Consider the following 25,903-nt stretch of genomic DNA (forward strand, 5'->3'; position numbering starts at 1 on the left):
CTTGCACGGCCCCGAACTTCGGCCACGTCCACCGGGTTGACGATCACTTTCGGGCAACTTCCCGGGAGCCACTCCGACCTTCAGCCATCACTCAGCGTGCGCGGACCACAGAAGTTGAGCCAGAACCGGTTCTCGTGAACAAAGCCACCCGCGGCGGCCGCGTACGCGCGCAGGATCCCCTCCAGGTCACGCCCGATGGTGCGCCGCCCGGTCAGCAGTCGGGCAGCCGTCTCCTGCCGGGCCGTGAATGCGTGGTCGTAATGCCCCCCTTGGGATCTGTGCGAAGTCCACGCCCACACGCCGCAGAGGCCGCTGGAGTGTCTCGGTCAGAGCCTCGCGAAGCTTCTGGGCGGTCTGCGGGGTGTCGTCGATCGCCCAGAACACCCAGCCGGTCCAGCTGATGCTGCGGCCTGCTGTGGATAGGGCCGCAAGGCAGGCGGCCCTGTGGACGATCTCCGGCCGGATCCCGCCTGTCGTGGGGTCGGCCCACTGCGCGGTGGGGGCCAGCCACATCTGCCGGCGCCACCGCTCAAGCTGGTACGGGCTGACGGCGAATCCACATGCGGCGGCCTCGGCGACCAGTGCCCGCTCGACGGCGGATGGCGGTGTGCGGGTCATGGCCGGCTCCTTCAGTCCTGGTGTGCGGTGATGACGCCGTAAACAGCTGCCGCCGTGACGACTGCGCTCGCCCACGCCTGGCTCTGTGCGGCCAAGACCGAAGTGGCGATCACCACCAGCAGTCCCGGCAAGCCGGTCCCGTCGCCCAGCCTGGGCAGGTGCCTCTTCCTCACAGACGATTTCCTCTCACCCGGGGGTGCCCACCGGTGTCCCCGGCGGCACAGGCTGTCCATGCCAGCCGTCGCACGGCTGGCATGCCCATCCAGCCACGCCGTCGGCTGCGGGACGGGAAGAACCTCGCGGGGCACCCCTGGGGAGCAGCATTGGCACACCTGTGCGTAACCGCAAATGGCAACGGGGGCGCTGCTGCTGCCGTCGGCGACCCGGCGGCGACCGGAATGCTCCTGACCTTCCGCGGCCTGGGCGACGAGCCCGCGTGGGAGCGGCGATGCATCCCCCTGGACTGCAGCGGCAGCCTCGTCCCCCTCGCCGATCACCTCCGCATGCTGCGCGAGGAGATGATGCCGCGGGCGGTGGCTGCGGCGACGCCCGGCCCCGAAGGAGCCGACGTCACTGTGGGCGAGCTCGACGACGCCAGCGTCTGGCCGCCGGCGGACTGGGTGCACAACAGGACCTCGGCAAGATTTCATCAGCCTCTAGGACCCTTGAGCCCATGCGCTGTTCAGGGGAGAACACCCGCGGCACCCCACAGAGGGGCCCCTACTCGACGGTGAAGTCCTCGAACGCTAGTGTCACCCGCTCTGCCTGCAGAGCCGCCCCTGCAGTCGGTCCGGGGCGCACGTCGTTACCGGTACCGTCGGCTGTATGCGCATCCCTCTGTCCGAAGCGGTGGACCGCTACCAACGCGAGCCCCACGCCTACAGGAACGCATACGGCTGGTACCTCCGTTCGGTGCGTCGCTGCGGCACTGTGTCGCTCGGCGACCACAACATCCCCACTGTCAAAGTCGGACGGCAGTGGATGGTCGAGGAAGAGGACGTGGACCGAGCCTTGGCGGCATGGCGTGCACGCCTTGCCTGTGCGGCACAGATGACGGCCGACTACAAAGCCCGGGTTCTCCATCAAGGCGCTGTGCGCATCGAGGGCGGCGGCTACACCGTCCAGGGACGGTTTCACTTCGTCTGGAACGATATGTCGCGCGCTCTGCACAAGAGTGATGGAGCCTGGCTGTGTAACACGTGCTGGACCTTGGCGTCGAAAGAGCACGGCCGCGAGGAATGCCGTCGTTGCCGGGAGTGGAGTCCGTGCGGGAACGACTGCACGGTGACGCGGATTTTCTGCTCAACATGTAGGACTTCCCAGCCCAAGTGACATGCCTTCAACACCAAGGACGGATCTGGACTGGTAGGAGAAGTACACATTTGTCCGTAGCTGTCGCCATCTGCCGAACGAGCGGACAACGACAGCTACGCAGACGGTCACTTGTACCAGTAGAGGACCCCACGGTGGTGGGAGCAGGTCCCACTGAAGCGGGCGCTGTAGGAGTAGGTCTTGTCCTTGCACTGGGCGGTTGCTCCGCGTGGGTGTCGGCTGCTCGCTTTACACACACCCGTGGTGTGGTGAGCGCACTTCGCCGTGGCGGCTTGAGCTGCGGGCATCGTAGCTACGGATGTCAGCGCCATTCCCGCGATCAACAGTCCGACTGTGCTCGCGCGCGTCTTGGACAGCATGAGCGCCCCCTTGCTCTGTAGTTGGTGGGGCGATCATGGCTGGATCCAGCCTGTTCCGTGGCCGGTGCCTAGCTTCGGTTACGGGGTTGAGACACATGAGCCTGCGTGCAGGTTCCGCGTTCCGATGTCATATGGTGGGTCCGTGAGCTGTGCGTTCCACTGAATCCGCGCTCCGTGTCGCCTTGATCATTCCGGGTTTCGTGTCACTTCCCCGGGAGGGTGTCTTGGAAGCGAGCGACGGTTCTCCTTCAGCGCGGCCTCCAGTTCCTCTTTGGTCTCCTTCAGCGCCTCTCGCAGCCGATCACGCTCGGCCTCAGTCTCCCGCAGCCGAGTCATGTCCGCCTTGAGTCGGTCGCGCTCCGCGCGCAAGGTTCTGAGTTCGGCTGTGGCCAGTTCCAGGTCGGCTCTCAGCGATTCGGCTGAGGTGCCCGAGCCCGCCTCCACTTCGCGAACGGCCCTGCCTTGTTTCTCGATCGCCTCCTCGATGCGCTCGCGCAGTCCCTCGGCGTATGCCAGCCAGTTCGAGACCCGCGCAGTTCGAGCAAGTCCGAGGAAGGTGATCTTCTCTCCGGCAGTGACCATCTCGTCGAGGGTCTTGAGTACGCGGCCTTGTTTGATCTCGCTGTCGCGTTTTCTGGTCTCGCGCAGCACCTGGGGTGCCGGTAAGAAGCCTGTATCCAGCCGCAATCGGCGGGACCTCTACACAGTGCCGGGCGGTAGGTGCCGGTTCCGTTCAATCGACACAGACGCGCGCCATGGAGATGTTGGTGTGCCGTCTGGGTCCAGGCCATACGGCCACAGCCTGGTGAAAATTCCTGACCTTTCGGCCACGGGGAACATGCCGACGGTACCGTGGTCGGCGGCCTGCTGTGCCAGGGCTTCGGCCCCCTCCCGGTCCCCGGCCTCCTCACGCATCTCGGCCAGGCGGGTCAGGGCGTCGATGTTGCCGTGGTCGGCGGCCTGCCGGTAGAAAACTTCGGCCCCCGCCCGGTCCCCGGCCTTCTCACGCTTCAGAGCCAGGTGGAACAGGGCGTCGATGTTACCGTGGTCGGCGACATGCCTGTAGAGAGCCTCCGCACCGCCCTGGTCTCCGGCCTCCTTCCGCAGCTCGGCCAGGTAGAACAGGGCGTCGGTGCTGCCGTGATCGGCGACCTGCCGTGCCAGAGCCTCCGCACCGCCCTGGTCTCCGGCCCGCTCCCGCAGCGCGGCCAGGCGGAACAGGGCGTAGGTGCTGCCGTGATCGGCGACCTGCCATGCCAGAGCCTCCGCACCGCCCTGGTCTCCGGCCTCCTCCCGCAGCTCGGCCAGGTAGAACAGGGCGTCGGTGCTGCCGTGATCGGCGACCTGCCGTGCCAGGGCTTCGGCCCCCTCCCGGTCCCCGGCCTCCTCCCGCAGCGCGGCCAGGCTGGTCAGGGCGTCGGTGTTGCCGCGATCGGCGACCTGCCGGTAGAGAGCCTCCGCACCGCCCTGGTCTCCGGCCTCCTTCCGCAGCGCGGCCAGGTAGAACAGGGCTTCGGTGCTGCCGTGGTCGGCGGCCTGCTGTGCCAGGGCTTCGGCCCCCTCCCGGTCCCCGGCGTCCTTCCGCCGCATGGCCAGGTGGAACAGGGCGTTGGCGTTGCCGTGGTCGGCGGCCTGCCGGTAGAAGACTTCGGCCCCCGCCCGGTCCCCGGCCTCCTCCCACATCATGGCCAGGCTGGTCAGGGCGTCGGTGTTGCCGCGATCGGCGGCCTGCCGGTAGAAGACTTCGGCCCCCGCCCGGTCCCCGGCCTCCTTCCGAAGCATGGCCACGTAGTACAGGGCGTCGGTGCTGCCGTGGTCGGCGGCCTGCTGTGCCAGGGCTTCGGCCCCCGCCCGGTCCCCGGCCTCCTCCCGCAGCGCGGCCAGGCGGAACAGGGCTTCGGTGCTGCCGTGGTCGGCGGCCTGCTGTGCCAGGGCTTCGGCCCCCGCCCGGTCCCCGGCCTCCTCCCGCTTCAGGGCCAGGTAGGACAGGGCGTCGGTGCTGCCGTGGTCGGCGGCGCGTTCGCGGAGGGAATGGGCCCATTGCAGGCGTTGCCGGTTCTCGGCCTCACGGGTGAGGTTGTTGAGGATGTTGGGGTCGGTGAGGTGGGCGTGGGCGGCGTGCCAGAACGACGCGGGCGGGCACAGGCGCTTGCGGTGGGTGCGGCCGTGCTGTTCGAGGTAGTCGGCGAGCCGGAACACCGGTCCCGCGGCCGACTGAGCCGGGCTGTCAACGGCCTGCGGCGGGGCGGGAGGACGGCGGCGGGTGCGGGGCGTGGTGCGGCGCAGGGGGGCCTGTTTGCCGTGGACGAGGGCGGCGAGTTCAGCGAAGGCCTGCTCGGCCCAGTCGTCGGTGAGCTGGTCGTAGTCGGTGTCGGTGAGGTAGTCGGCGGCGGCGTCGGTAAGAAATTCCTGCGGGAGGTGGAGGCCGACACCGAGGCGGCGGGCGTCCATCGCCGCTTCCAGTACCGCTGCGGCGGCCGGGGTCGCGTGCCGGTAGCGGTTGAGGAGTTCAGGGGCACCGGCGTGGTCCTGGGTGAGCCGCCCGTCGGCGCCCGCGCGGCTGAGGGCATCGGCCCAAAGCCGGTCCCCATCCTCGGCAAGAGCGGTTGCGGCGGTGAGCGCGGGAGCGTCGAACGCTTCGGGGACGGTCAGCATGCGGCCGGCCAGCAACTCCCGCACTCGGCTGTGCGGATCCTCGGCACCCGGTGCAGGCAGGGCCGTGTACCGCGCGGCGTACTCGGGCCAGAGCGTGCCCAGCACCAGGACTGGCCCGCACTCCTCACTCATCAGCAACTGGTGCACGGCCGCCGCGATCTGCTCGCCCGCCGTGCGGTCGCCGAGGTAGTGCTGCGCCTCGTTGAGCCACACCACGGTGCGCGGCCAGACACGGGGCAGGTCCTCCAGGGCGTCCTGGGCTCGGGTGGGGTCGAAGGGATGCCACAGCCGCCATCCCTGCGCCGTGAGCGGCTGTACTGCTTCCCAGCACGCCCGTGTCTTGCCCGTCGACGAACTGCCCACCAGCACCACGGCCCGGCTATGGCCAGCTGCGGCCTCCTTCACCAGTTCGGCCAGGACCCGGTCGTGCTCGCGCCGTACATACCCGGGCATCGCCCTGGCCCCCGGCCTCCCGGGCCCGGGAACAGCGTTACCGGGCCCGGCCGGGTGGACCTCCAGGTCGTGCGGATCCCACTCACTGATCGGACGGCCCGGCACCGGCCGCATCCCACGTTCTGTGCCCTCGGCCGCGCTCCGCTGCAACTCCAGCAGCTCCCCCACCGGCAGTTGCAGCGCACGGGCCAGGGCCGCCACCGTCTGGGAAGAGGGGGCAGGCTTCCCCGGCGAGAGTGCCTCCGACACTGTCGTGCGTCCCAGCCCGGCACGCGTGGCGAGATCCGTCTGGTTCAACCGCATACAGGCCATCGCGGCCTTCAGCACCTTCCGCAGCTCGGTCAGCGCCGCGTCCTGGCCGTCGTGTTCGTCGTGCACGGTGCGCCCCCCAGGACCGTCGTGTTCGCCGGTGTTCATCTTCCTCCGGCGAACCCCGGCGAACACGGATCCCGCGACATTTGACCACGTCAACACCCCAACGCCTACCGGGAGATTGCCGTGATCGCTGTCGTCCTGCTCACCACCGCAGTCGTGACCGTCGTCGCGCTGCTTGCCGCCGCCGCCGCGGGCAAGCTCGCCCGCATGGAAAACGCCAGCTATCCCACGGCCCTCACGCGCGCCGCCACCACCTTCGCCGCGGTCATCACCCTCGCCGCCGTCGTAGCCAGCGCCCTCGCCGCCCTCCTCACCTGACGGCCAGCCCTACTCAGTCGCGCCCCCACCGTTTGCGGCTGCAGACAGAGTTCTTACCGGCACGTCCGCCGTGGGTTCAGTGCGACTGAGGTGCTTTCACCGGGAACCCACGGCGTTTTCGGCAGGCAGGCATGAAAGTGCGGTGGGTCCGTCGCCGCTGAAGCGGCAGGTCCTTCACCACTGGGCTCACTCGGCGCGCTGTCCGACACGGAGGACGCTCAGATAACGGCGTGATGCTCGGTCGCCCATCCGCGTGCGGATGCGCTCGGCTACTGCGTCGAGCAGGGGCTCACGGACGTCGCGGTCGAGCCTCCGGTACAGCGACAACGAGCGAAGATGATCGGCAAAGCCGTCTCCGTTGAACCATTGAACGGTCGGGTACCAGCGCACGATCGTTGGGCCGAACAGTCCTCCGGGATCGTCGACCAGGCCCCAGCCCTCATCGGTGGTGCGCACGTCGTCCTCCAGGGGAGGATGACCCCAGCCGGGGTTCCCGGGGCAGAACTGCTCGTGGAGATCGGCGGTCTCGGCGTATACCTCTGGCTCTCCCGGCCGGCGGACAACGACGTGGCCGAGCAGCGCCATCCAGCCTCCGGGATGGAGCACGTCGTGCGCCCGTTGCCAGCCGATCGACGGGTCGACCCAGTGCCACGACGACGCAGCCACGAGAGCATCGAAGCGTCGGCCGCGGTCGTCCCACTCCTCGAACGTCGACGTCTCGACTTCGACGTTGCGGAAAGATGCGATCCGTTGGCGAGCGAGTGCGGCCATGTCTGCGCCCGGCTCGATGGCGGTCACTGAGCATCCGAGTGCTGCCAGCGAGCGCGTCGCCTGACCGGTGCCGCAGCCCACCTCCAGCACCGACGAGCTGTCGTCCGCGCCGGTGACGGCGACAAGGTCCGCGAACAGCTCGTCGGGGTATCCCGGCCGGACCCGGTCGTAGAGCTCCGGCACCTCGTTGAACACCCGGCCGAGGTCGTGTGGATTCGGGCGCATCTTCGGAGCATCAGTCACGAGTGCACAAGCTATGAGGTTCGTCCACGGGGACGCCACTGGTTTAACGGCAGCTCCTCGACAGCAGCCGTGTCGGTCCTTTCTGTCTGCTCTGCCAGCGTCGTTCGGTCGCGGATCTCTTTGCGGGCGGCCGTCAAGAGCGCCCGCTCTCCCTTCCGACCGCATCTCGGTGGACTCCCGTCTGGTCGTCAAGCAGGTTCTGGGCGATGGCCGCGTAGCGGCTCGCGGCGGTGTGGGACAGGTTGAAGACCAGGGCGAGGTGCAGCGGGTCGGCGCCGACGGCCAGTGCTTCGTGCAGGACCCTGTCGCCGCGGATGCGTTCGAGGTAGACGCCCTGGTGCAGCAGGTGCCGCTTGAGGTATTCGGCACTGACAGGCCCGCTCCAAGAACCCGTGGCACAAGGTCGCGGAGAAGCAGCGCGCCGAGGCACAACAGTGAGCGTGCCGGTGCCCGGCCTGCCGGGCGGCGAGGAGCCTGCTGCGGCGGAATGCTTTCATGTCACGGTGACCTTCCGGGAGAGCGGCCCCGCCATCGAGGGGACCTGGGAGAACGGCACCGTGGCGTTGGGGAAGTTCACTTCGTTCGTGGGTTCGCACGGCGGCGTGGACGGGGTGACGATCACCCTGTGGGCGAAGGCCGGCGGGGACCGCGAGCGGCTGCGGACGTGGACGAAGGACCGGGGCCTGGTGATCCACCGAGAAGCCTGACCGTCGCCATAGCCACATCCGCAGCCGGTTGTTTCGAAGGCTCCACCCTGCGGGCGCGCCTACGAAAGCGGTGCTGCCGACCGGGCTACGCCTGCTGATCCCACAGCGAGCGCCGGACAGCGAGCAGGCGCGGCCGACGTGTCAGTGCTCGGTGGCAGGATCGATCCCGATATCCGCTCACGGATAAGGGGGAACGACGTGACGAGTACGTACCAGTGGCCACGCGGAGCGAGCAGCGAGGACTTCGCGGCTCTGGAACAGTGGCTCGCTGGGCACTGCTGGGAAGTCGACCCGACGGTGTTCATGGCCGGCGCCCGGGGCCCGGCGGTCCAGGTCCGCCGGATTGGCGCCGACTGGCGGTACGGAGAGCCGGGCCTGTTGATCCTGCCGGGCGAGACGGTGCAGTACGACGGCGCCCGGATGTGCATCGCGCCGCGTCCGATTGCGGCCAGCAAATCCGACGCCTAGCCCCGGGCGCGGCCGCGCGCCTTCTTCTCCCTCTTCCGCTCGCTCTTCGGCAGCTTGCTGTGGGGTGCGGGGAGGCAGGCGTCGCCCGGTCGAGGATCCGGCAGCCGGCAGCGTGGGCTGAGCTGGATTTCGTCGAGCAGCACGCGCCGAAGTACGGCCGGCCACCGCAGACGATTGAGGAGTACCGGGCGCAGCAGCTCCAGGGGTTAGGTGTCGGAGAAAAGACAGAACCCCGTGGATATCACGTCCACGGGGTTCTGTGCTGCTTGGACGGTGCGGCGATCAGCTCTGCTGGTTGCAGTCCTTGGCCATCAAGGCCTTCGCCTGGTCGCTGCCAGCGGGGATGAGCTGCACCTGGTCGATCGAATAGGCGAAGGTGTACCCGAGCGTGATCATGCTGTCCGACATCGAGATCGATCCGGATCCCGGGTCAGTGCCTGTCCGGTCGGAGCCGTTGACGTCGTCCCAGAGCACACTGGTCCGGCTGTCGTTGATCGTGCCGGTCGAGAGAACCTGGTACTGACCCTTGTCGGTCTTGCCCTCCTTGACGATCGAGCCGTGCTTGATGTCGCCGAGGGCCTTCGTGGTCAGCTGGCACTGCTGGTCGCCAGCGGTGACGTTGATGTACGTGATCTTGTGGCCGTCGATGGCGGCGATGCCGCCGCGCGCCCCGTCGGTGATGGAGATGTAGGCACCGTCGAAGCTGGAGGCCTGGCTGCTGCTGGGGCTCTGCGAGGAAGCGGCATCGCTCCTCCCGCTGCAGGCGGTGAGTATGAGAGCACCTGCGGCCAGGGCCGCGGCGGACACGGCGGTCCTGGGCCGCGTCGCACGTGCGGTCCTGGTGGGGTTCATGGTGTTCTTCCTTCGTTCGTTCTGGACAGTCGGTTTGGTTCAGCTCTGCGGAGGTTGGACCGGCGGCGTGCTCGGCATCGGCGGAACGGCAGAGGCCTGATGCGGCGGCAGCAGGATGAGGACTGCAGCAGCCAGTATCACGACCGACAGCAGCGCCAGGAGCACCACGCCCGCCCCGACGGAGGCGTAACGGGTGCCGCTGACGAAGCCCATGGTCCCGAATCCGTCGATCATGCCGATCAGGCTGGCGACAATGCCCACGACTCCGGCGGTAATGCGGGACCAGTTCGCCTTGCGGATGACTGCCACGGCAGAGGCAGCGATGGCCACGAGCATGATGAAGAGCAGGAAGCCACCCTCACCTCCGGTCTCGTCGCTGAAGTAGTTCACCGAGAAGCCCACGGCTGAAGCGACCGGCATGAACAGCGAGATGATCGCCAAGAACGCCGCGGCGGGAAGGGTGAAGGTGGCCAGCCCACTCAGCTTGGCCAATTCCGGACGCGAGGTACTCTGCCGCATCGAGCGTGCGGCGCCCTGTGCGGCGGAGGCAACCCGGTTACTGAGGAACTTCTTGGCTCCAGAGTTCTCGACGGCCGACGCGACCTTGGTGTTGAAGAAGCCCCGGGAACCGTTGACGATCTGCTTGGCTCCGTCGGCCATCTTTTGCATCGACGGATCACGGGGCCAGCGCTCGGGAGCGATCAGTCCGGCATGGACAGCGGCCTGGTACTCGGACATCGTCGGCTCGCGGTGATGCGCCTGCTGAAACCCGGCGGCCCACTGCTCGGCCATGACAACGGGCGGAACCTGCGGTCGCGGCGGCACGGCCTGTGAAGCTGTTACATGGCCCTGCGTCGGCTGCTCGGGTAACCGAGGCTGATCCTCGGTCATGATCGCCCCCGTTTCCTCTCGTTCAGTCCTGCGTGTCGAGGTGGTGCCCTCTTCACAGGGACCTGCGTCTCGGCTCCACAGTTCCACACTGCATCCCCGAGACCCGGATCCCGACCACGCCCGGAAGCCGAAGCTGGCCTCCTTGAGGGCCACCCGACCGATTTCCGAGCTTTCTTCTTGTACATCAGCACTTGCGAAAACATTCACAAACGCCCTGTCAGTATTACTGGTTGATGTACCGGATGTGCCACCTTGACGACAGAAGACCAGTCAAAGTCTCCTATGGGTAGTCGACTTTGACTGGACAGGACTCGACTGTCAGATGTCTTCTCGGAGGTTGTCGAGTCGATGCTCAGTCAGCGCCAGTGCGACTTCGGACTGGTTGAGTGCGTGCTCGCCGTCCTGGATGCGTCGCTGAAGGCGCTGCACCGGTGGGGCGTCTGCTTCCTGGAGCGCCAGATCACCGAGCTCGCGCAGCTCCGCGTACGCACCCTGCAGCTGCTCCTCGTGGTGCGCCGACCGGACCCTGAGGCGGGCGACCCGCTCTTTCCACCAGCCCACCCGCGACTCGCGGTCGAGCGTGGTCTTCCCCTCGAGCCAGGCGCGGAGTTCGACCTGGTCGATGTCGCCGGGGAGACCGGTGGCGAGGGGCCCCTCGGGTTCCGGCATGTCAATGGGAATGTGCGACAGCAGCACCGCGGGGGTCGTGTCAAGCACATAGGCAATGGCGACGAGATCGTCGACGGTCACAGGGCGAGCACATCGCTCCATCTCCGCGAGGGCGTCGGCCGAGATCGGGTAATCGAGCATCAAGAGCACGTAGGCCAGCTCATCGATGGTCAGCTCGCACAGCTGGCGGTAGTGGGTGATGGCGTCGGAAACAGCAAGGGACGTGGGAAGGGACGACGGCATGCATCGATCATAGGAGGACCTGGAGGAGATCCTCGCCCGGTGGGGAACGGCCCTGGATGCCGCCGCCCAGCATGGCGTCGACTCCCTCCACCTCCCTCCACCTCCCGCGGGCGCAGATCGACACCGCCTTCCTGACCGTCCGCCAGGAAGTCCACCCGGACGAATTCGACGAGCTACGTGAGCTCGTGCAGTGGCTCGACGTGCGCACCATCACCTTTGGCGCGATCGGCTACCTGCGGCTCCTCGAGGCGGAGGTCCCCGACGTCCTCGTCGCCGATCCCGCCGCCAAGACCGCGCAACGCCTGACGCTGCCGTCAGCACGTTCAGAAGAGGAGCAGCTCATTCCCGATCCCTGGAGCTGAAGGGGTATACCGTCCTGCTAGCGCGTCAGCCGCCGCAATGGCACCCTCGCCGGCTGGCAGGTCCGCGAATGGGAGGACGAGACGGCCGCACCACCGGCGTAGCAGCAACGCCTAACCAGGCCGGTTAAGCCGGACGGAGTCCGGTGTCCGCTCCCCTGCCACGCCCGTTGGTGGTGTGGACCTCGGCGCCCGGGGCCAGCAGCAGGCCGGCCGTGGTGAGGAAGTCGGTGAGGTCGATCCAGCTGCCGTTGGTTCCGTCGTCCCAGCTGGTCCACAGACTCGACTCCTCGCCGTCCCAGGTGTCGACGTCCTCGCTCGGATGCTGCTCGACGCTCCCCTCGCCGTGCCGGTACCGCAGGTACAGGTACTGACCCGTGGTCGTCCAGGCATCCCACTGTGATGGGCAACCCCCGGAGGTCTGCACCACCCGCGCGAGGCTCACATCCTCGTGCAGGTGGGCCTCGACAGCGCCCAGATGCTGGTCGTGGGCGATGAGGAGGTCGTCCACGAGGCCGAGCAGGCGGATGCTGCCGCTGGGGAACTGGAGCGTGAGGCCGGCCGTGAAGCCGACATGGCCGTCGTTGTAGTCGATCTGCCGAACCGAGCGGATCGTCTGTCCGACGAACCGGGTCACCGGAACATCCGGCGAATCGTCGGTCACGGAGAGGCTTCCGTACTCCCCCATCGAGTACGGTCCATGCGGCTGACCGGCTCGCAGGGACAAGCCGGTCGAGGGCGTGTGGAACAGCACCGGGCCCAGACTCTCCAGGTGAAGCCACAGGTGCACCAGTGACGGATCGTCGTCAGCGTAGTGATGCCAAGCTGTGGTCACTTTCAGCAGTCGCCTTCCGATCAGGTCGGCGGCAAACAGCTCCTCATCGTCGATCACCTGCCGATGCTCGCACGGCCTCACCAAGAGGACACGCGAATTCCTGACCGGCTGCTCTCGCCTCCCCTGACCGACAGCCAGTGCGTGCACTGCCAGCAGCCCCTCGACGCGGCCGTGACCGTGGCCGTACGCACCGACGGAGCCTTCCACCACGCCGTCTGTACCCACGCCACGTGCGGGCCCTCCGAATTCGGCCCGCTACCTGCAGGCCAGCCGGCACCCGTGCCCGCCGACGGATACGACATGGCGATGACCGCCGCCGCCGTCGACCACGGCGGCGCCGACCTGCCCGTACTAGGGTCCGTCTTCAAAAGATCCTTTGCGTGTTGGATCACGGTGTCGTGATACGTCGCCACGAACTATCGGACGCGGAGTGGGAGTTGTTGGCCCCGCTCATACCGAGTGCGGTCAGGGGTCGGCCTCGGGTGGAGGATCGCCGGGTCATCAACGGGATGGTCTACAAGATCCGGACCGGGGTTTCCTGGCGTGACCTGCCGGAACGCTACGGTCCGTGGAAGACGGTCTACACCCGCTTCCGCCGCTATGCCATCGACGGGGTGTTCACCCGGGCCCTGCAGCAGATCCAGGCTCGGGCCGACGCCGCCGGCGACATCGACTGGCTGGTCCAGATCGACTCCACCATCGTCCGCGCCCACCAACATGCCGCCGCCACCGGCCGAAAAGGGGGAAGCACCGGACGGACGAACCGGACGATCACGCCCTCGGTCGATCCCGAGGAGGCCTGACCACCAAAATCCACCTCGCCTGCTCCGGCCGAGGCCGACCCCTGGCCGTGCTGCTGACTCCCGGTCAACGACACGACGGCATCTGCGCGCGCCCCCTGCTCGAACGGATCCGAGTACCCCGCACCGGCCCGGGCCGGCCCCGCTGCCGACAAGGCCTACAGCTCACACGGGTTCCGCGCCTACCTGCGCAAACGCGGAATCGGATCCACCATCCCGGAGAAGAACGACCAGAAACGGCACCGCCACAACCGAGGCCGGCGAGGCGGCCGACCGACGGGCTTCGACAGCGAGATCTACCGCCGCCGCAACACGGTCGAAACGCTGCTTCAACCAGCTGAAAGGCTTCCGAGGCATCGCCACCCGCTACGAGAAGACCGCCACCTCCTATGAAGCCGCGGTCACACTCGCATCGCTCCTGCTCTGGGCAAGATCGATTTGAAGTCGGACCCTAGTGAGCCTCACTGTTCTGGGGGAGGCCTTTCGGGCAGCCGCCGGCACCGCCCCGGGCGTGTCACTACCCAAAGTAGCCATCATTTGCCCTATGTCGTCTATCGTAATTTTCGTTCGTGTGCATCGGAATGGCTGGTGGCGGGGGCAGACACGACAGAGCCAGGGAGTGCTGGTGCTGGAAGGCCAAAAGCTGGAAGACGGCGTTACCTACGGACCGCCTGCGGAAATGGCAGGCGCTGACATGAGTGCTCGGATCGTCCAGCGCTACGGCCCGCTTGAACTCGTCTTCTCTTCCCCTGGGTGGGTGTGGCTGGCGTGGTGGGACAAGAAGTCGGGCGCCGCCAAGGACGGGTCGTTCTGGGCTCCGTGGCGCCATACAGTCGGCGACTGGTACCTGGGGTCGATCGGCAAGAAGGGCTACGCCGCCCCGCTGACTGGCCTGATGGTGAGGGAGGTCGACAAGGCCAACGAGATCCTGAAGCCCCCACTGCGCTTCGAATGCATCTGGACTGACCGAGGCACGGGGTCAACCTTGGACGGGTCCGTGTGGCGGCCAATCCCGCCGCCCGGGTACGTCGCGTTGGGTGACGTCTTCACAAAGGGTCACCAGGCGCCCCAGGAACACCACTTCGCATGCGTCCGCAAGACCTTCGAAGGTCGAGAGCTGGTACGCAGGGCGGAGATCGGCAACGAGATCTGGAACGACAGGAAGAGCGGCGGAAAGTACGGCGACGTATCGGTCTGGGAGATCATCACGCCTCCATACCCGGATGGGAGCGAGGAGCGCCTGCTGGTCGCCCCGGGGACGCTGACCGCCGTCCCCAACTACGACAGGCCAGGGCCGACGGACGTCACGTGGGTGCTGGACCTGCCAGCAGTAGTCGAGACGCTCAGCGGCCCCGACGTCCCCAAGATGAACTCGTACGACAAGCCCGTCGACCTCATCGCGAAGCCCGACCGCAGGGTCACCGTCCCCTACACGATGGTCAAGGACGACAGCTGGCCGGAGAAGGACAGAATCCTCAAGACCCCCTTCTACAAGATCGAACGCAGGCGCTGGTTCAAGACGGTGATGCACCGCGACAACCGGAACGGATCCAACCCCGCTGAGATCGGGCACAGGGTCGACAGTGGGGTCACCACCGAGAGGAGCAAGGAGTTCAGTCTCAAGACCGGCATCACCGTCGGCTACGAAGCCGGCGTCCAAGCCCCGGGCGGTATCGCCTCGATGAAGTCCCACGTCAGCCTCTCCCTCGAGCTCGGCTATTCGACGCGGACCAGCGTGTCCATCCTCAAGTCGGAGAGCAAGGAGCAGAAACTCGTCATTCCCGCAGGGAAGGCGGGAGCCCTGTGGGCCCAAGCCCACGAGCTCATCCCATTGCGAGCCAACGGTGATCCGATCCCCGGGGCCAGCGATCCCCTCAGCTTCTCCATCGACTCCTACGTCACTGGCGAGTACCCGCCAAAGGCCGGTGTGCGCCACCTCGCCGACGGCACTGACGTCACCGCGGCCACCCTGCCTGCGGCCGACCCTGAGACTGGGTGACCGTCCCGGGCAGCGGCCTGGGTCTGGCGACAATCGGCATCACACCCAGGCCGCTGCCATGAGCACCAGAACGACTAGGAACTGTCCGGCCGATCATGTGACTACTCCCTGTTCAGGTCGTTGATGTGGTCATGGGGCGGGGTGATCTGAGTGATGCGGAGTGGGAACGGTTGCGGCCGTTCCTGCCGGTCAGCAACAGGCGTTGTGGCCGGTGGCGGGACCGCCGGCAGGTGATCGACGGGATTCTGCACCGCGTGCGGACCGGCGTGTAGTGGCGCGACCTGCCCGAACGGTTCGGGCCCTGGAAGACGGTTTACGAACGGCACCGGCTGTGGTCGGCCGACGGGACGTGGGAGCGTCTGCTTCAGCAGGTCCAGGCCGCGGCCGACGCCGCAGGCGAGATCGACTGGGACGTTTCCGTCGACTCCACTATCGTGCGGGCGCATCAGCACGCGGCCGGCGCCCGCACCGACCCGCCGCCGGTACCCGCCTTAAAGGAGGCCGAACCGTCAGAACACCAGGGCGAAACCGCGTGGCAGAGCCTTCACGCCCGCCTGGTGGAGGTGGTGCTGGAGGTGAGGGCCTGGGCCGCTCGCGCGGCGGCTTCACCACCAAGCTCCACCTGAGTGCAGATGGCCGCTGCCGCCCACTGTCCCTGATCGTCGCGCCAGGTCAGCGGGCTGACTGCACGCAGTTCAAGCCGGTTCTGGAGAAGATCCGGGTCCCAAAGATTGGGCTGGGCAGGCCCCGCAAGAAGCCCGACAGCGTCGCCGCTGACAAGGCCTACAGCAACCGACCCTGCCGCGAGTACCTGCGACGCCGGGGCATCCGGCACACCATCCCGGAGAAGACCGACAGCCAGGCCGCCCGGCTCCGCAAAGGCTCACACGGCGGCCGGCCACCCGGCTTCGACGAAGAGCGGTACAAGAAACGCAACACCGTCGAACGGGCCATCAACCGGCTCAAGCAGCATCGAGCCGTGGCCACCCGCTACGACAAGCGCCGGTACGTCTACCTCGGCACCGCAACCGTCGCAGCCCTCACAATCTGGCTCCGCACGTGATCGCCCGGACAAGTCCTAGCTAATAGCTAGCTGTGCTGTACGACGGGGTCAGCGCCCTCATGCTCGGCGGGCGTCGCGTGCTGGACCGCCACCTGCTCCAGCACCGCGTACAGCGCCTGAGCACGCTGGCTGCGCGGGCTGCCGAAAGTCTTCCGGCCGGTGGTGAGCAGTAGGAGCCAGTGTGCGCCGGTCATCCGCATCCCGGCGGCGGCCCTCACCGCGGACAGCAGATGCCGGTTCTCCCGGGCCGCCAGCGGCCCTCGTGCGGGCGACACCAGCTCCTGCGCGGGCCTCCGGAAGTGTTCTCCACCGTTTGGAACTCTCATGAGATGCCGCTGGCCTGCTGTGGCGGGTTCGTCGGCTGTCGTGATGGCCAGCGAGGGCGGGCGGGCTGAGAGCGGGTCTCTCATCGCGGAGTTCACCCCTGGGGGTGGCGATCGGTCCGGGGCTGTGACGGGAAGGCGACGACGGTGCTCGCCTCGTCCTCGGTCCGCAGCATCTGGTTGTCGTGGTGGAGCGAGGCGATGACCGTCGTGGCGGCGGTCAGCCGCTGGTTGAGTTCGGTGATCTCCTTCTTGGCTGCGGCGAGTTGTCGGCGGAGGTCGTTGATGTCGGCGTCCCGGCGGGCCTCGCCGGGGGTGAGGCTGCCGTGGGTGTCGATGTGTGCGTCCCAGTCGGCCAGGACGGACTTCGCGCGGAACATCGTGGCGGGGCTGACGCCCGCTTCCAGGGCGAGGTTGTTCTTCGTGAGCCGGCCGTCGCTGTGCTGCGGCTTGCCCGCCAGGAGCCGGTCCATGGCCGCGCGGAGCTTGTGCTCGGTCTTGATCGAGACGCTCGTGTCGGTCATCGTCCGGCCTTCCGCAGAACGGCCTGTGCTTCGGATCGCTGCTGTTCGAGGGCCGCGCGATGGCCGGGGGCCAGGCGGCGGGTTTCCAGGAGTCTGGTGAGGGACCGTTCCTCGCTGTCCCAGATCTCGACGTGCTGGGGGCCGATCATGCTGTTGCCGCAGCGGCCCGGGCGGCAGCGGTCTGGCAGGGGACCGGTGTGGCCGGGTGGGATCACGGTGTTCTCCAGGCAGACAGCGCCGGCCGGGTTGGCGGCGTCGAACAGGCAGTTGTTCAGGGTTCCGAAGCGGATGGAGACGCGGGCCTGCTTCAGCAGGGCGTGTTCGACCGTCGCGTCACCGCCCTGGGCGGCGACGGTGTCGCGGATCTTGTCGAAGGTCCTGGTCAGCTGCTCGGCGCCGGGGCCGAAGCCGATCGGCTCGTTCGCCTTGTGGGCGTCGAACAGGTCCCGCAGGCCGCGGAACCGGGCGGCTTCGATCGCCGCGTCCAGGTGCTTGGCCCAGGACGCCGCGGAGGCGGCATAGCCCTGGGTGGCGCGGTTGGCCAGGGCTCGTGAGGCGACGTGCTTGAGCTGGATGCCCAGGGCGATCTCGGAGCCGGGGAACTGGTCGGTCAGCATGGCCATGGTCCGGCGGAACATGTGCGGGGCGACCCGCTCGGAGGGGATGGGCTCCAGGCCGTTGACGTCGGTCCTGGCGTTCACGTGCTCGACGAACGCCTTGATCCCTTCGTTCGCCGTGAATCGCTCCGCGTTCCGGGCCTCGCCGGCGATGCCGGTGAACAGCCGCTCGTGGTGCGGGGTGATCGCCTCGGCCAGTGCGAGGGCTCGGGCGACGGGTTCGATGATCCACCAGTGCTTGCGGGGGAAGTCCTCCTCGCCCTTGACCTCCGTCGAGACCACGGCGGGCGCCCCGAAGCGCTCGACCACCGAGCCCTTGACGATCTCCTGGACCTCGGAGTCGCGCATCATGCTCAGCGCGGTGACGAAGATGTAGCAGGCGATCCGGAGGATCTCGATCTCCCGGTTCAGACTGCGGGATGTCAGTCCGCGGCTCCAGCCGCCAGTAGAGCCATCCATGCGCCTGACCTGCGCATACTCCGGGAGGACGCTGGCGCTCGCGCACTGGCCCCGGTCGACGGCCTCCCTTACGATCTCTCGCAGGCCGCGGTGCTCGTTGAAGATGCGGGCCCGCTTGTCGATGCCGATCAGGAACGACAGCAGGCCCCAGTGGACCTGGCCCGCGTCCGTGATCCGCGGCGGCAGGTGCTCGTCGTGCAGAGGGACGAGGTTGTTCGGGTCGGCCAGCCAGGCCCGCAGCCGGGCCTCCGCGCCCGCTGACGACCGCTTCGCCTCCGCCTGGAGCTGGCGCCAGCGCTCCTGGGCTCGCAGGATGTCCGGAGCGAAGGTGTCGATATAGGTCCAGGCGGCCCGGACCAGCGGGAACCACACCTCCGGAGGGATCACTGGGGTCGACAGCGTCCGGCTGTCGCTCGGTGACATCCCCAAGGCCGCCCGCGAGGACATGCCGAGCCAGGGGTCTCGGGGCAGGCCGCCGCTGGTCAGCAGCGGCCCGTAGCGGTGGAGCTCACGGATGGCCGTCATGTGGCCGACCACGGTGGAGACGGCCCTGCCCTCTTTCAGGCCGGCGACGCGGACGTGCATCTGATGCTCGGGCCAGGCCCCCAGATCCTGCGGCAGTCCCCGCTCCTCGGCCCATGCGGCCAGCGCCCGCAAGGGTCCGAGCCTCTGGATGACCGTCTTCGGCTGGACCGGACGGCGCCGCGTGGTGATCCCGGCGGCCAGCACCTTGGGGTGCCGCGGGTTCAGCAGGATCATGGCCAGCTCGCGGGCCCGAAGGTTCCAGACGTCGGTGAAGGCGTCGAACTTCAGCTTCCACTCGGCCGGGTGCAGGTTCGCCGGACGCCGCAGGACTCCGTTCAAGTTCCACTCGTCGCGCTGCCCGAACACGGGGCTGACCGCGTCCGGCAGCAGGGTGTGTGAGGCCAGGACCGGTTCCTCGGCGCCGAAGACCGTATCGGCCGACAGCTGGGGGGCGATGCGGTTCATGCGTCGAACTCCGCGCGTGCGGTGAGGGGAAGCTGCAAGGTGGCAGCGCCTTCGTCGATGTGCCGGCGGGCGGCGGCGGTCTCCGCCTCGGTCCGTTCCGCGAGGACCGCCGCGAGGTTGTTCGCGGTCTGGCCCCAGAGGGTGTGGAAGTGGACCGGGCTCAGCCGGGTGCGCAACCGGTCCAGGTGATCCGCGAACAGCAGGAGCTGGGGCAGGTGGGAGGGCAGAATCCAGGCATTGCGGCATTCCAGGCAGCGCAACGGCGCGACCGTGCAGAGATCACCGGGGCGGGAGAACGGCGAGTCGAACGGGTCGCGGCAGCTGGTGACGCCCATCTCCATCGCGCCGCTTCGCAGGTCCTCGACCTGCTCGGCACTCAGCCCCAGCTCCGCCAGGGCCGGTGCGGCTTCCTCCAGCGCTGCCTCGGCCGCGGCGTCCAGGACAACCGGGCCGGTGGTGGCCTTGTCGAACCAGGACTGCTGGGCGGTGGTGATCACCTGTCCGGAGATCATCCGCAGGGTGGTGCCCTGTGCGTAGTGGCCGCGGAACGTCTCCTCGTGGTGGTCATCAGCGATGTCCGTGATCCGGCCGCCGAAGGCGACGGCCTTCTCCACCTTCACCGACTTCCTCAGCCGCCGGATGTCGATCCGGCCCTCCAGGTCGAGCCCCATCTCCTTGACCCACCGTCCGAACAGCCGCAGCCGGCCCCGGCCGACGGTGAACTCGAAGGCCGGAAGCAGCGTCCCTTGCAGGAACAGCGGCGCCGGACGTTCGCTGTAGAGGTCGCGCAACGGTGCGGTCACATCCATCAGCTGCCGGACGATCGCCGACACCTCCAGGCGGGGCCGGTCCGCGTACTCGTGAACGTGCTCAACCGCGCGCATCGCGTCGATGCGGGTGAAGGCCCGGCGGTGAATTCTGCGCGCCCTGTTCTTGATCATGGTCAGCCGGACCCCGCCCTCGGTGAACTCCACCGCGTCCTCGGTCAGCCCGGTGACCTCCTCGGGGGAATGGCCGGTGGCGGCGACCAGCAGCACCCGGAACGCGTGCATGTCCCGCCCGTTGGGATAGAGCTGGTTGAGCAGGCCGCAGACCAGGAAGTATCCGCGCATCCCGCAGCTTTTCCCCTCGGTGCGGACTTTGTCGGGGATCAGCGCCGCCAGCTCCGGCGCCAGCGGGAACGGGACCGTCTTGGCCATCTCCCAAGGGGACACGGCCCTGTGGGCCAGGGCCCAGAGCAGATCCGGCATCCGCGACCAGCCGTGCTCGGCCGGGTGCCCGCCGGCCTCGGCCATCTCCCACCCGGCCTTCAGCCGCCTGCGGAGCCGGGCGACGTCGTCCCAGGCCGCCTTGACCAACGCGGTCTTGTCCTTGCGGGAGAACTCGTCCAGCTCCTGGGTGACGCCCCAGGCCAGGCTGTGGTCCTGGCCTGCAATCCGTGCCAGCCGCGGAGCCAGTTCCCGGTCGGGGTGCCGCTGGCGCCGGTTGATCAGGATGCGGATGTTCGCCGCGAGTTCCCCGGGCCGTGTCGACCCGCGCGGCCACTGGGCCGGCAGCGACTGTTCCCAGGCCAGCAGCACCATGGACAGATCCGGGTCCGTCCTGGCCAGGGACGCCTCCCGCGCCCGGCCGACCAGCTGCTCGTCGACGAACGCGCAGAACAGCCGCAGCCCGTGGCGGTGGCTGTTGGCCGTGCCCGTCCTGCGGCTCATCACCTCGATGTATTCGACCCACTCGTCCGCCAGCTCGGCCGCCAGCGTCCGGCAGGCGAACTGCGACGGGTCGAAGTGCAGGACCCGCTTCTTGCCCCTGGCGTCCGGCGTGAGGACCTGCCGGACGCCGATCCTCACCGGCCCCAGGTCGGGGTCCTCGTGCCGGAAGTCCCGGCGGCGTTCACCGCGTCGCGGCATGACCGGCCTCCTCGACCCGCAAGGCCCGAAGCGCGATGTCCGCGTAGGTGTCCCCGTCGCCGGCCGCCCACTGGGCGAACGCGGCGTCGACGTAGGACATCGTGTCCTCCAGGTAGCGCAGGTACTCGTAGGTCACGGCTGGGCTCGCGTGGCCGAGCCGGCGGCTGACGATCAGCAGCGGGTTGAAGGCGATGTGCTCGGCGAGCGTCGCCGTGCCAACTCTCGACGCCGTGTGCTCGCGCTCGGCCGCCCGCCGCATCAGGAAGTCCAGAAGCCGCAGGGCGAACGTGTGCCTCAGATCGTGGAACCGCCAGCGCTTCTGGGGGAGCTGAGGGGCCCGCTCGTCGCCGCGGACCGCCGTCATGCGGTCCCATGCCTGGTAGCGGACGCGGTCCCAGGACGACGAGGTGAGCATCAGGCTGCCGTGGCCGATGAACACCGCCAGCGGCTCCAGCCCGCCCGGCCCCTCATGGACCGTGATCCGCCGCAACCTCGGCGGCATCGCCGACCAGGCGAACTCGCGGTCCCGGCCCTGCCAGCGTCCCCGCAACCGGCGGCGTGCGTAGTCGATCTCGACGACGACGAACAGGTCCCGGTGGCGACGCTCCAGCGTGCGGGCCATGGACTCGGCCATCTCCGGCCGCTCGACCAGCACGAACCGGTCCACCGAGGTCAGCGCGTCCGGCGGCACGTAGGCAACCCGGTGCTTCTTGTATTTCGCGCACGCCTGGAGGTCGAACTCCGTCCCCTCGCCGGGCCGCCGCGTCCCGACCGCAAGCTCCGGCAGCAGCGTCGTGGACCACTCCTGCGGTCGCATCCCCGACGTCAGCGCCAGGTCGGCCGCCGCCCGGCTCCGGTTCGGCGCCTGGCCCCGGAAGGCCCGGTCCACCTCGCCGTCGAGTGTCTGCCCGCCCAGCCCGACGTCCCGGAAGAACACGTACTGCCTCAGCGTCAGGTGCCGGATGTCCATGTCCCGGCTCATCCCGGTGGACAGCGGGTTCGTCGAGCCGACCGCCCGCAGCGGCGACGCCCGGCGCAGGCCCTGCCCGACCATCCAGTCCAGCAGCGTGTTGATCACCGACGCCTCGCGGTCCCAGACCGTCCCGCCCACCGGCGCGTCCTGCAACTCGATCCGCGACCGCCGGTAGGCCACCAGATCGGACTCCGCCGCCGTGCCCAGGTCCCGGCCCCGCTCCGCCAGGAACTCCATCAGCCGCAGCACGATGTAGGCGTAGTGCCGCAGCGTGTCCTCCGGGTCCCGCCCCATGTAGGCCAGGTGGCGGAACCAGGAACAGGCCGGCTCGACCGGCCGCATCTGATCGTCCACGAACACCGGCAGACGATCCGGCAAGGCCCGGAAGTCCAGCCGCCGTACGGCTTCCTCCCCGACCCTGCCGAACAGCCCAGGCCGTTCCTGTACGCGGGCCCGGCTGACGAAGAACAGATCCACTACCCCTCCGGCTGAGAGAATCCACAACCGTCGGAGGTAACGAGAAGGCCCGCACACAGTGCTGGGCGGCCCCTGCGGGGCCGCCCCTCAGTGAGAGTGCATGGAACTACCGGGAGAAGAGCTGCTGGCGCAGATGCAGCGGTACCGTCTCCCACGCCGGGTCGGCCGCCCCGGGCAGCAGTCGGCCCTGGGCAGCCCCGGACTCGGCCAGCAGTGCTGTGGCGGGGCCCGGAAGCGCGCGTTCGTGCTCCTGATCCATCCCAGGTTCGGGTGGGGAGGGGGACTGGTCGACCGGGGCGTCGGTGCACGTGTGGTTGGCCAGCGGCCCGACATACGCGCACCCTGAGCAGCGCACCCAGCCCGCCTCCCGGACAGCCGCCTCGACCACCGAGCGCTCCGGGCCGAAACCCGCCGAGACCAGCTGGTGCGGCAGGCGCAATTCCTCCACAGCGCGCAGGGCGGCGGCCGCGGTGACGTCGTGGCCCTGAACGAACCACCTGCCCATCTCCGCGTTCTCGCCGCACCCGCAAAAACAGCCCCGTTCCCTCTTCTCCGTCACGACCCGGGACCTTAACCGCTTCAGCAGCCCCGGACCGGTCAAGCCACGCCAACTCGCCCCTGGTCTGTTCGCCATGTTGGGCGAGCCGTTCGCCATTCGTGAGATCTCCCCGCCTCACGGGCACGTCAACGGAGTAGGAGTCCGGGCTCGGGGCACAGTGGCGGCCCTGGACTGGCAAGCTGACGGAACGTTCCCGGTGGTCGAGTTCACGCCCTCGGGTGGCACGCCGAGGAGATTTCGGGACTCCTCGGGTTCCGATCCGTCGTCGTACGAGGTGGGCGAGCAGGTCGAGGTGCTCTATCGTGCGGATTCCCCTGGGGACGCACGGATCAATGGGTTCCTCTCGCTGTGGTTGGGGCCTGTGATCGTGGGTGGGATCGGGCTGTTGTTCACAGGGGCCGGCACCGTCATGGCGTTGGTGTCCCGGCGGCTTCCTTGTGGCAGGACGGGTCGGCCGGTCACGGGCTCGTCGTGAGTGCCGGTTGTCAATGCAAGTGCGTACGGTGCCTGCCATGGACTCCGGCGGGGACTGCCGAGGGGCGCGGTGAAGCACATGCTCGCCAGGAAGCGGTGACCGCGGGCGGGAGCCCTGCGATGCGACGGCAAAGCCGGGGCTATCGCCGAGGACAGCACACCGACGATGACCAGCGGCGCCACCCCGCCTGGATCATCCCCTCCCGAACCAGGTCCTTTGAGTATCCGCTCTGAGTACCTGCACTCAGGCCCGATCAGCCTCGGGACGGAAAGCTGAAAGGCATGACGAGCCTGACGCCGACGCCCCCGCAGCCGTTCCACACGCCCCACCCGGCTTACGCGCCCCGCCCGACCCCGCCGTGGCGCGCGAAGGGCACCATGATGGCCGTCGGCCTCACGGCCCTGGTCGTGCTGCTGGCCGGCGTCGGGACGCTCGCCTGGTGGCTGACGCGTGATGTGGACGACTCGCCACTGGCCGGCCGACCCCGGGTGAACAACACCGCGGCGGGCCTGTCCTACGCCATACCGGCGGGCTGGGAGCATGATGCCGCCAAGGATGCCAAGCTGATGAGTGCCTTCACCTCGCAGATGGTCAAGAAGCCGGGCGCCGGAGCGGAAGAAGACGCGCTTGGCGCTGTCGTCATGGCTGGGCGGTCCCGGCAGGTGGTCCCGGCCTCCGGCCTGCGGCAGCAGACCGAGCACGCGGCCCGTTCGAACGCCGAGTTCTTCTTCCCCGACCGGCCCGCGACGCTCGAGGACTCCCATCCGGCGAAGGTCGGCGACCAGCCGGCACACAGCGTCACGCTCAAAATCAGCGGCCCCAAGGGCAGCACCGACCACCTGAGGATGACGGTCACCACCATCGACAACCGCCGCACCTCGTTCGTCATGGGCCTCTACGGCGATACCCCCACCGCCACGACCGGCAAAGAGGTCGACGCGGTCCTGCGCAGCACCGCTGCCCGATGACACGCGAAGGGCCGTACACCGCCCTTGCCGCGCCCGGCCAGTGGCCCGGGGACGCGTCTGTCTCAGATGCCAGACCGGCCTGGAGGGCGACTGGCTGCCCCTCGACTCAGGCGAGAGGGTTCAATGTGGACATGGAGATTTCCCTCTGGGACAAGCTTTCGGACGAAGCACGCGCCGAGGTAGATGAGCTGATCAACAGTGGCCGGACCATCCAAGCGATCGCGTCGATGCGGGAGCACACCGGCCCACCGGTACCCGAGCTCCGGGAGTGTGTTGATCTCCTGGCTGACCGCCAGGCTGTGCTGTTCGGACCGGTCTGAGCAGTGGCGGCCCCACAACAATCGGCCGCCGTGGGCTGCCGGGCGCTGGCTGGTGCGGTAGGGGGCGATCCTCTGCCTTGTGCGGTGACGGCTGCGTACACTGGGGCGTTCCGCGCGGATGCGGTTGTGCCCTCTCCCCACCACTTTTGGGGAGAGGGCACTTCCGCGCTGGGGTCAGCTGATGCGTTCGGCGTGGATCTCGCCGACGAACGCGGCCCAGGCCGAGGCCGAGAACATGATGTTCGGGCCGGTGGTGCGCTTGCTGTCGCGGATGGGGACCGTGCCGGGCAGGTCGTCGGAGACCTCGACGCACTCGGTTCCGTTGCCGCTGTAGGTGGACTTGCGCCAGGTCAGTTCAGTGGTGCTCGCAGTGTGCATGGTGCTCCTCACGTGCCTTGCGGATCAGATCAGTTGATGCCTGTGGCGACAGGACATCGAGATCCAGATGGTCGTAGAAGGACCTGTATACCTCCACTTCCCTCGGCGTCTCCAAGAAAGCGCCGTTGAGGCCGCTCTCCCAGTACACTGACTCGTTTTTACCCGGTCGGGACAGCAGCAGGAGCGCTCCGATGGAGATCACTCCGCCGGGCATGCCTCTGTCGTACGGCAGGACGCGGAACGTGATGCGGGGCCGTGTGGCGAGCTCTAGCAGGCGGGTCAGCTGGGCGCACATCACCTCGTGGCTGCCCACGACTCGATAGAGCGCTGACTCGTCCATGATGCTCCAGAACCACACAGGGTCATCGCGGTCGAGGATGACCTTGCGCTCCATTCGCGCCTCGACCTTGTCTTCGATGTCGCCGCCGAAAAGCGGCGCGGCGGATGTGATGATCGCGCGTGCGTAGTCCTCGGTCTGGGTCACGCCGGGGATGATGTTCGCGAAGTGCTGGATGCGGGTGGCCTCGGCCTCTGCCGCCAGGTAGGCATACGACCAGATCGGATACGTGGCCTGCGTGTGGAGGTCCTTGCGGACGTGGTGCCACATCGCGGCCAGCTCGCCGTTCCCGCCCACGGCGTTGTCGAGGAGCTGGCCGGCCTCTGGGCTGGGGACTTCGTTGCCGAGTTCGATCCCGGCGATCATGCCTTGTGAGAGCGGGATCAGCGCCCCCAGCTGGGCTTGCGTGAGCTTCGCGGCTTTGCGGCGGTCGCGGAGCATCTTCCCGGCGAGTGACGCGAGGTTCCGTAACGGGTCAAGTTCCTTGGCGGCGGGCACAGTTGACCTCCTCGGTGTATTGGCGCGTCAACTGATATACGGCCTGGAACGTCGATACCGCAAGCATGGTGTTCTCGCTCATGGC

29 protein-coding genes and 2 pseudogenes are annotated in these 25,903 nt (G+C 68.2%); 12 read left to right on the plus strand and 19 right to left on the minus strand.

Annotation, left to right across the window (positions count from 1 at the left end; genetic code table 11):
• Positions 1-186: 186 nt before the first annotated feature.
• Together RM609_RS32295 and RM609_RS32300 are read right to left on the minus strand one after the other, a co-directional pair.
• On the minus strand, positions 187-618 hold the full coding sequence (locus RM609_RS32295) for a hypothetical protein (RefSeq protein WP_311615866.1): 432 nt from the start codon (positions 616-618) through the stop codon (positions 187-189).
• 11 nt (positions 619-629) lie between these two features.
• Positions 630-791: a hypothetical protein gene (locus RM609_RS32300; protein WP_311615867.1), complete on the minus strand. Its 162-nt coding sequence runs from the start codon at positions 789-791 to the stop codon at positions 630-632.
• 652 nt (positions 792-1,443) lie between these two features.
• Between RM609_RS32300 and RM609_RS32305 the strand changes: the two genes are divergently transcribed.
• Positions 1,444-1,950 (plus strand): hypothetical protein, encoded by a 507-nt coding sequence (locus tag RM609_RS32305; protein WP_311615869.1) that lies wholly within the window; start codon positions 1,444-1,446, stop codon positions 1,948-1,950.
• A gap of 107 nt (positions 1,951-2,057) precedes the next feature.
• Here RM609_RS32305 and RM609_RS32310 read toward each other — a convergent pair whose 3' ends face one another.
• The 3 genes from RM609_RS32310 to RM609_RS32320 all read right to left on the minus strand — a co-directional run bounded on the left by RM609_RS32310 (position 2,058) and on the right by RM609_RS32320 (position 5,795).
• Positions 2,058-2,309 carry a DUF3761 domain-containing protein gene (locus RM609_RS32310; protein WP_311615871.1) on the minus strand — a complete coding sequence of 84 codons (252 nt, stop codon included), beginning with the start codon at positions 2,307-2,309 and terminating at the stop codon, positions 2,058-2,060.
• A 186-nt stretch (positions 2,310-2,495) separates the two neighbouring features.
• Positions 2,496-2,960, minus strand: a complete 465-nt coding sequence (locus tag RM609_RS32315; protein ID WP_311615873.1) for a DUF6262 family protein — start codon at positions 2,958-2,960, stop codon at positions 2,496-2,498.
• A 48-nt stretch (positions 2,961-3,008) separates the two neighbouring features.
• On the minus strand, positions 3,009-5,795 hold the full coding sequence (locus RM609_RS32320; RefSeq protein ID WP_311615875.1) for a helix-turn-helix domain-containing protein: 2,787 nt from the start codon (positions 5,793-5,795) through the stop codon (positions 3,009-3,011).
• A 120-nt stretch (positions 5,796-5,915) separates the two neighbouring features.
• On the opposite strand from RM609_RS32320, the gene RM609_RS32325 reads away from it, so the two are divergent.
• Positions 5,916-6,110: a hypothetical protein gene (locus RM609_RS32325; protein WP_311615877.1), complete on the plus strand. Its 195-nt coding sequence runs from the start codon at positions 5,916-5,918 to the stop codon at positions 6,108-6,110.
• Positions 6,111-6,296: 186 nt separating this feature from the next.
• Here the strand turns inward: RM609_RS32325 and RM609_RS32330 are convergent, their stop codons facing one another.
• Positions 6,297-7,124, minus strand: coding sequence for a class I SAM-dependent methyltransferase (locus tag RM609_RS32330; RefSeq protein ID WP_311615879.1), 828 nt, complete (start codon positions 7,122-7,124; stop codon positions 6,297-6,299).
• Positions 7,125-7,564: 440 nt separating this feature from the next.
• Here RM609_RS32330 and RM609_RS32335 point away from each other — a divergent pair, with 440 nt between their 5' ends.
• Positions 7,565-7,831 carry a hypothetical protein gene (locus RM609_RS32335; RefSeq protein ID WP_311615880.1) on the plus strand — a complete coding sequence of 89 codons (267 nt, stop codon included), beginning with the start codon at positions 7,565-7,567 and terminating at the stop codon, positions 7,829-7,831.
• Positions 7,832-8,029: 198 nt separating this feature from the next.
• On the plus strand, positions 8,030-8,299 hold the full coding sequence (locus tag RM609_RS32340; protein ID WP_311615882.1) for a hypothetical protein: 270 nt from the start codon (positions 8,030-8,032) through the stop codon (positions 8,297-8,299).
• Here the strand turns inward: RM609_RS32340 and RM609_RS32345 are convergent.
• From RM609_RS32345 to RM609_RS32360, 4 genes are all read right to left on the minus strand, one after another.
• Entirely contained in the window at positions 8,296-8,442 is a 147-nt protein-coding gene (locus RM609_RS32345; RefSeq protein ID WP_311615883.1) for a hypothetical protein, read from the minus strand. The two genes, RM609_RS32340 and RM609_RS32345, sit on opposite strands and share 4 nt — an antisense overlap.
• A gap of 139 nt (positions 8,443-8,581) precedes the next feature.
• Positions 8,582-9,151, minus strand: coding sequence for a hypothetical protein (locus RM609_RS32350; RefSeq protein WP_311615885.1), 570 nt, complete (start codon positions 9,149-9,151; stop codon positions 8,582-8,584).
• A gap of 39 nt (positions 9,152-9,190) precedes the next feature.
• Positions 9,191-10,042 (minus strand): hypothetical protein, encoded by an 852-nt coding sequence (locus RM609_RS32355; protein WP_311615887.1) that lies wholly within the window; start codon positions 10,040-10,042, stop codon positions 9,191-9,193.
• Between the two features lie 318 nt (positions 10,043-10,360).
• The gene (locus RM609_RS32360) at positions 10,361-10,954 is read right to left on the minus strand and encodes a DNA-binding protein (RefSeq protein WP_311615889.1); all 594 of its coding nucleotides are present in this window, start codon (positions 10,952-10,954) and stop codon (positions 10,361-10,363) included.
• Positions 10,955-11,010: 56 nt separating this feature from the next.
• On the opposite strand from RM609_RS32360, the gene RM609_RS32365 reads away from it, so the two are divergent.
• Entirely contained in the window at positions 11,011-11,316 is a 306-nt protein-coding gene (locus tag RM609_RS32365; protein ID WP_311615891.1) for a hypothetical protein, read from the plus strand.
• A gap of 124 nt (positions 11,317-11,440) precedes the next feature.
• On the opposite strand, the gene RM609_RS32370 is transcribed toward RM609_RS32365, so the two are convergent.
• Positions 11,441-12,205, minus strand: a complete 765-nt coding sequence (locus tag RM609_RS32370; RefSeq protein ID WP_311615893.1) for a hypothetical protein — start codon at positions 12,203-12,205, stop codon at positions 11,441-11,443.
• 6 nt (positions 12,206-12,211) lie between these two features.
• Between RM609_RS32370 and RM609_RS32375 the strand changes: the two genes are divergently transcribed.
• From RM609_RS32375 to RM609_RS32390, 4 genes and pseudogenes are all read left to right on the plus strand, one after another.
• Positions 12,212-12,550 carry a hypothetical protein gene (locus RM609_RS32375; protein ID WP_311615895.1) on the plus strand — a complete coding sequence of 113 codons (339 nt, stop codon included), beginning with the start codon at positions 12,212-12,214 and terminating at the stop codon, positions 12,548-12,550.
• A pseudogene (locus RM609_RS32380) lies at positions 12,550-13,390 on the plus strand (IS5 family transposase). The gene RM609_RS32375 and the pseudogene RM609_RS32380 overlap by 1 nt, the downstream one beginning before the upstream one ends.
• A 183-nt stretch (positions 13,391-13,573) precedes the next feature.
• The gene (locus RM609_RS32385; RefSeq protein WP_311615897.1) at positions 13,574-14,947 is read left to right on the plus strand and encodes a Vps62-related protein; all 1,374 of its coding nucleotides are present in this window, start codon (positions 13,574-13,576) and stop codon (positions 14,945-14,947) included.
• 131 nt (positions 14,948-15,078) lie between these two features.
• Positions 15,079-16,010: pseudogene (locus RM609_RS32390) on the plus strand (IS5 family transposase).
• Positions 16,011-16,036: 26 nt separating this feature from the next.
• Here RM609_RS32390 and RM609_RS32395 read toward each other — a convergent pair.
• From RM609_RS32395 to RM609_RS32420, 6 genes are all read right to left on the minus strand, one after another.
• Positions 16,037-16,285 (minus strand): hypothetical protein, encoded by a 249-nt coding sequence (locus RM609_RS32395; RefSeq protein ID WP_311615899.1) that lies wholly within the window; start codon positions 16,283-16,285, stop codon positions 16,037-16,039.
• A gap of 143 nt (positions 16,286-16,428) precedes the next feature.
• Positions 16,429-16,857, minus strand: a complete 429-nt coding sequence (locus RM609_RS32400) for a hypothetical protein (protein ID WP_311615901.1) — start codon at positions 16,855-16,857, stop codon at positions 16,429-16,431.
• Complete coding sequence (locus tag RM609_RS32405; RefSeq protein WP_311615904.1) at positions 16,854-18,923, minus strand: integrase; 2,070 nt, start codon at positions 18,921-18,923, stop codon at positions 16,854-16,856. Before RM609_RS32405 ends, RM609_RS32400 begins: the two co-directional genes overlap by 4 nt.
• Positions 18,920-20,833, minus strand: coding sequence for a hypothetical protein (locus tag RM609_RS32410; RefSeq protein WP_311615906.1), 1,914 nt, complete (start codon positions 20,831-20,833; stop codon positions 18,920-18,922). Before RM609_RS32410 ends, RM609_RS32405 begins: the two co-directional genes overlap by 4 nt.
• Positions 20,817-22,283, minus strand: coding sequence for a site-specific integrase (locus RM609_RS32415; RefSeq protein ID WP_311615908.1), 1,467 nt, complete (start codon positions 22,281-22,283; stop codon positions 20,817-20,819). The genes RM609_RS32410 and RM609_RS32415 overlap by 17 nt, the downstream gene beginning before the upstream one ends.
• Before the next feature lie 106 nt (positions 22,284-22,389).
• Positions 22,390-22,842, minus strand: a complete 453-nt coding sequence (locus RM609_RS32420; protein ID WP_311615910.1) for a hypothetical protein — start codon at positions 22,840-22,842, stop codon at positions 22,390-22,392.
• A 73-nt stretch (positions 22,843-22,915) separates the two neighbouring features.
• Here RM609_RS32420 and RM609_RS32425 point away from each other — a divergent pair, with 73 nt between their 5' ends.
• The 3 genes from RM609_RS32425 (at position 22,916) to RM609_RS32435 (ending at position 24,605) form a co-directional block, all read left to right on the plus strand.
• On the plus strand, positions 22,916-23,317 hold the full coding sequence (locus tag RM609_RS32425; RefSeq protein ID WP_311615913.1) for a DUF3592 domain-containing protein: 402 nt from the start codon (positions 22,916-22,918) through the stop codon (positions 23,315-23,317).
• A gap of 281 nt (positions 23,318-23,598) precedes the next feature.
• Complete coding sequence (locus RM609_RS32430) at positions 23,599-24,285, plus strand: APA family fibronectin-binding glycoprotein (protein WP_311615915.1); 687 nt, start codon at positions 23,599-23,601, stop codon at positions 24,283-24,285.
• Positions 24,286-24,416: 131 nt separating this feature from the next.
• Complete coding sequence (locus tag RM609_RS32435; protein WP_311615917.1) at positions 24,417-24,605, plus strand: hypothetical protein; 189 nt, start codon at positions 24,417-24,419, stop codon at positions 24,603-24,605.
• Between the two features lie 174 nt (positions 24,606-24,779).
• Here the strand turns inward: RM609_RS32435 and RM609_RS32440 are convergent, their stop codons facing one another.
• A complete protein-coding gene (locus tag RM609_RS32440; RefSeq protein ID WP_311615919.1) occupies positions 24,780-24,983 on the minus strand; it encodes a DUF397 domain-containing protein in 204 nt (67 codons plus the stop codon).
• Positions 24,961-25,818, minus strand: coding sequence for a helix-turn-helix domain-containing protein (locus RM609_RS32445; protein ID WP_311615921.1), 858 nt, complete (start codon positions 25,816-25,818; stop codon positions 24,961-24,963). Before RM609_RS32445 ends, RM609_RS32440 begins: the two co-directional genes overlap by 23 nt.
• Positions 25,819-25,903: the final 85 nt, after the last annotated feature.

Origin of the sequence: Streptomyces hesseae (assembly GCF_031845785.1) — a bacterium.
Lineage (GTDB): Bacteria > Actinomycetota > Actinomycetes > Streptomycetales > Streptomycetaceae > Streptomyces > Streptomyces hesseae.

What these genes read in the sequence shown, in the direction of transcription:
- RM609_RS32355 (WP_311615887.1), bottom strand. Translation starts at nt 10,042, where the DNA reads ATGACCGAGGATCAGCCTCGGTTACCCGAGCAGCCGACGCAGGGCCAT.
- RM609_RS32360 (WP_311615889.1), bottom strand. Translation starts at nt 10,954, where the DNA reads ATGCCGTCGTCCCTTCCCACGTCCCTTGCTGTTTCCGACGCCATCACC.
- RM609_RS32405 (WP_311615904.1), bottom strand. Translation starts at nt 18,923, where the DNA reads ATGAACCGCATCGCCCCCCAGCTGTCGGCCGATACGGTCTTCGGCGCC.
- RM609_RS32365 (WP_311615891.1), top strand. Translation starts at nt 11,011, where the DNA reads ATGCCGCCGCCCAGCATGGCGTCGACTCCCTCCACCTCCCTCCACCTC.
- RM609_RS32425 (WP_311615913.1), top strand. Translation starts at nt 22,916, where the DNA reads ATGTTGGGCGAGCCGTTCGCCATTCGTGAGATCTCCCCGCCTCACGGG.
- RM609_RS32400 (WP_311615901.1), bottom strand. Translation starts at nt 16,857, where the DNA reads ATGACCGACACGAGCGTCTCGATCAAGACCGAGCACAAGCTCCGCGCG.
- RM609_RS32305 (WP_311615869.1), top strand. Translation starts at nt 1,444, where the DNA reads ATGCGCATCCCTCTGTCCGAAGCGGTGGACCGCTACCAACGCGAGCCC.
- RM609_RS32375 (WP_311615895.1), top strand. Translation starts at nt 12,212, where the DNA reads ATGCTCGCACGGCCTCACCAAGAGGACACGCGAATTCCTGACCGGCTG.
- RM609_RS32440 (WP_311615919.1), bottom strand. Translation starts at nt 24,983, where the DNA reads ATGCACACTGCGAGCACCACTGAACTGACCTGGCGCAAGTCCACCTAC.
- RM609_RS32310 (WP_311615871.1), bottom strand. Translation starts at nt 2,309, where the DNA reads ATGCTGTCCAAGACGCGCGCGAGCACAGTCGGACTGTTGATCGCGGGA.
- RM609_RS32350 (WP_311615885.1), bottom strand. Translation starts at nt 9,151, where the DNA reads ATGAACCCCACCAGGACCGCACGTGCGACGCGGCCCAGGACCGCCGTG.
- RM609_RS32430 (WP_311615915.1), top strand. Translation starts at nt 23,599, where the DNA reads ATGACGAGCCTGACGCCGACGCCCCCGCAGCCGTTCCACACGCCCCAC.
- RM609_RS32410 (WP_311615906.1), bottom strand. Translation starts at nt 20,833, where the DNA reads ATGCCGCGACGCGGTGAACGCCGCCGGGACTTCCGGCACGAGGACCCC.
- RM609_RS32295 (WP_311615866.1), bottom strand. Translation starts at nt 618, where the DNA reads ATGACCCGCACACCGCCATCCGCCGTCGAGCGGGCACTGGTCGCCGAG.
- RM609_RS32435 (WP_311615917.1), top strand. Translation starts at nt 24,417, where the DNA reads ATGGAGATTTCCCTCTGGGACAAGCTTTCGGACGAAGCACGCGCCGAG.